The 3,254-nt window shown below is 66.3% G+C and carries 3 protein-coding genes; all 3 read right to left on the reverse strand.

Features of this window, described 5'->3' with window-relative positions:
• Nucleotides 1-86: 86 nt before the first annotated feature.
• Genes ABD901_RS58225 through ABD901_RS58235 form a run of 3 tightly spaced genes read right to left on the reverse strand, consistent with a single transcriptional unit; the run spans nucleotide 87 to nucleotide 3,090 of the window.
• A complete protein-coding gene (locus ABD901_RS58225) occupies nucleotides 87-1,640 on the reverse strand; it encodes an integrase (protein ID WP_345144929.1) in 1,554 nt (517 codons plus the stop codon).
• A 38-nt stretch (nucleotides 1,641-1,678) separates the two neighbouring features.
• Complete coding sequence (locus ABD901_RS58230; protein ID WP_345144931.1) at nucleotides 1,679-1,996, reverse strand: helix-turn-helix domain-containing protein; 318 nt, start codon at nucleotides 1,994-1,996, stop codon at nucleotides 1,679-1,681.
• A complete protein-coding gene (locus tag ABD901_RS58235) occupies nucleotides 1,993-3,090 on the reverse strand; it encodes a tyrosine-type recombinase/integrase (protein WP_345144933.1) in 1,098 nt (365 codons plus the stop codon). The genes ABD901_RS58230 and ABD901_RS58235 overlap by 4 nt, the downstream gene beginning before the upstream one ends.
• Nucleotides 3,091-3,254 lie beyond the last annotated feature (164 nt).

The raw sequence follows: 3,254 nt of genomic DNA on the forward strand, positions 1-3,254 counted from the left end.
CCTCCGCCGTGGGTTCAGGCGAACTGAGGGTTCTTCATCGGGAACCCTGGGGTCTGTCGCGGTGGTGTGCGTGGTGGGCGTTGGGTTCAGGGTGAACTGGGGTGGTGGCGTTCGGCGTCTGTTTCGAGGATGTGGCGTGCGGCATCGGCGTAACGGATTGCGGTGTTTTCGTGGATGCCAAACACGGCGGTGAGATGTAGTGGGTCGGGGCCGTGGGTGAGGGCTTCTTCGAGTTGCCTGTCGGTGTGGAGTCGTTCGAGGGTGGCGGTGAGTCCCCAGAAGGCGCGGGTGATCCAGACCCTGCTGACTGGTCCGGATTTCAGGGCGGTGAGGCGGTTGATGAGCAGGTGCAGGTTGGCGGTGTGCGGCCATCGGTTGCGGCGGACATCGAGCCAGTCGAGGACGGCGTGGCGGGTGAGGTCGTCGAGCGGGCGGACGCGTCCGGCGACGACGAGCCGGCGGTTGCCGATATCGACGTCGTCGAGGCGGAGGCTGAGGATGTCCTTGGAACGGGCGGCGTGGACGGTGGCTAGCACGACGGCGAGGCGGTCGGCTGGGGTAGTTGCGGCGTTGATCGCTTCGTGGATGTCCTCGGGCCGCAGCGGCAGAATCGTGGTCTGCTCGACGCGGTTGGGTCGGATCCGAGTGGTGGGGTCACGGAAGATCGCGCCGGTCTTCTTGCAGTGGCGGAACAGCGATCGTAGGACGCAGAGGGTGATGTGACGGTTGCTGCCGCGCAAGGTGTCGGTGGCGTCGAGGACGTCCTGGCGGGTCACTTCGCGGAGGTGCCGGAAACGATCCGACCAACCGAGCAGCAGCGGACGGATGTGGTTGAGGTAGCCGCCAGCGGTTTCGGGGTTGCGAGCCCGGACCCGTGGGCCACCCTCGTGCAGGACACGTAGCCACGCCTCGACATCGTGTCGAATGCCGGGGGTGAGGGGTCCGAGTTTGCGGTCCAGCCACCTGTCGAAGGCGGGTGTTTTGTCGTCGTGGAACAGGTCCAGGTCGGTGAGGACGTCGACGGTCCGTTCGATCGTCAAACCGTGGTGGCGTAAGGCGGGGGCCAGCTCGGTGAAGCGGATCTTCTCGTCGCCGGTGTGGTTGGACAGCAACACAACCAGCGCGCGGTCGACGTCCTTGGCGACCCAGCGGCCCCAACCCCTGGAAGCCGCGAGGGCGCGGCCGGCCTGCCGGGCGCGCACCAATGTGGGGTTGGCCAGGTCGGCATGGCGTCGCCGGTCGAACCGGGAGAAGTCGTGGCCTGCTTGGAAGGGCAGGGGCGGCTGAGCCCAGTTGGGATCTGCGTTGCGTGGTGTGGCGGGCGCGGGTGGCGGGGCCAAGCCGCGGGTGCCCTTCTTGCCCAGGCGTTGCCGTCCGGGCACGCGGTAGACGTCGCGGTGCATCCGGGCGAAGAACAGTTGCTGATGGTGCACTGCGAGCAGGAACGGTTCCGTCACGTGGGTCTGGCCGACGTTTTTGGCGTCCCGCAAGGCTTGCAGCCAGCACAGCCGGCAGTGTCCCTTGTTGATCGGGACGATGCGTCGACACGCGGCGCACTCGCCCTGGCCGTGTAGTTGGCGGAAGGTGTAGCAGGCCCGGCAACAGGAGCCGGGCAGGACGCCCCAGGCGAGGCACTCCACGCAGGTTGCGGCTGGCTTGTTCGGCGAGATCCCGCCCATCACGCCGGCGGCAGCGAACGGCCGTCGCGCCGTCGGGGTGTGACCGTGGATCCGATCGCCGCAGCAACGGTGACGGTTCTGGTTTCGGGGCTGCGGACCTTGTCCGGCTCCGGGATGAGCAGGTCGGCGACGCCGCAGCCGAGCACAGCGCAGACGACATCCAGGTCCTCGAGCTTGACGCTGGCCGGGTTACCCGACCACAGCCCCGACATTTTGCCGGCCGAGATGACCAGACCATGCTCGGCGAGCATCTGCTGCAGTTGGCTGGCTTTCCAGACGCCACGCTGGGCCGCGGCCAGACGCAGGTTCCATTTCACGGCAGGAGTCCCTTCAATCGGTCGGCGGCGCGTTGCTGCCCCGCGATCCAGGCATCCTCCACGTGAGTGCGATGAACGTGGATGTAATGCATGGTCGTGGCGATCCACGAGTGGCCGAGGACCTCCTGGATCGCGACCAGGTCCAGACCGCCGTGATAGAGCTGGGAAGCGCAGAAATGCCGCAGCACGTGCGGGGTGAGCGCATCGGTCCAGCTGGGCAAGTGTTTGACGGCGGCGTCGGCCAACCCGACCCGCAGCGCGTCGTCACCGACCCGGGCGCAGCTGCCGTCGGTGTTGCGTCGTTCCGACGGGAACAGCGGTGCGCCCGGCCGGGTGTGGTCATCGTCGAACTGGCCCCACACGTCCTCGATGAACCAGCGCAACGTTCGGCCTGCATCGTTGACCAGCGGCACAATCCGTTCCCGCGGCCCGGACCCCCGTTTGCCTTTGCCATAGCGGACATGGACCTTCCCGAATCGGCCCAGATCCCACTTGATGTCGTGCAGGTCCAGCTGACGCAACTCGTTGACACGCAACCCGATCTCGGCCATCAACCGGGCCGCCGCATAGTTACGGGCGATCGGCGCGAACTTCCGGCAGGTCGCCAGTTCCTCTCGCCAACCGCCGAACAATCGCGCCACCTCCACCTGCGACGGCGGGATCCGCAGCTTGCTTTCCGTCCCGCCGCGGGGCCGGTTCATCTCATCGATCGGACACTCCACCACCCGGCCGGTCATCTGATGGATCTCAACCTTGTGCCGCAACTCCAGGAACATGAAGTACGTCTTGAGCGTCTGCGCCCGCGCCAGCCGGGTGCCCTTCGCCGCGTCGCGGATCACCCGACCGAAATACGCATCAGCGTCGACCGGTTCCATCTCCCACAACGGTCGCCCGAACCAGGTACGGAACTGCTCCAGATGGCCGACATCGCCGCGGATCGTCGAGTCCGACAAGCCCGCAGAAGACCGAGCCAACACAAACCCGGCCAGCACATCGGTCTCGAAGTCCGCGATCTGCTCCGCCGTCGCCGGACGTCGCGCCTCGCGCAGATCACGAACTGTCGCCAGCCCCAACCCGCGCCCCCTCGCCTTCATCGGCAACGCGAGACCGTCACCACAAACGAGAACGACTCAGAAATCCTGAAGTAACGTCAGCCCAGCACCTCTCTTCAGTTGAACCAGCAGATGTCCAGGTCAGAGCCACGCAACAGATTCCACGGTGGACAGACCACACCAGGAACTCCCGGGTTGTTTCTTAT

It is taken from the genome of Dactylosporangium darangshiense (genome assembly GCF_039537565.1).
In the GTDB taxonomy this organism is placed as follows: domain Bacteria; phylum Actinomycetota; class Actinomycetes; order Mycobacteriales; family Micromonosporaceae; genus Dactylosporangium; species Dactylosporangium darangshiense.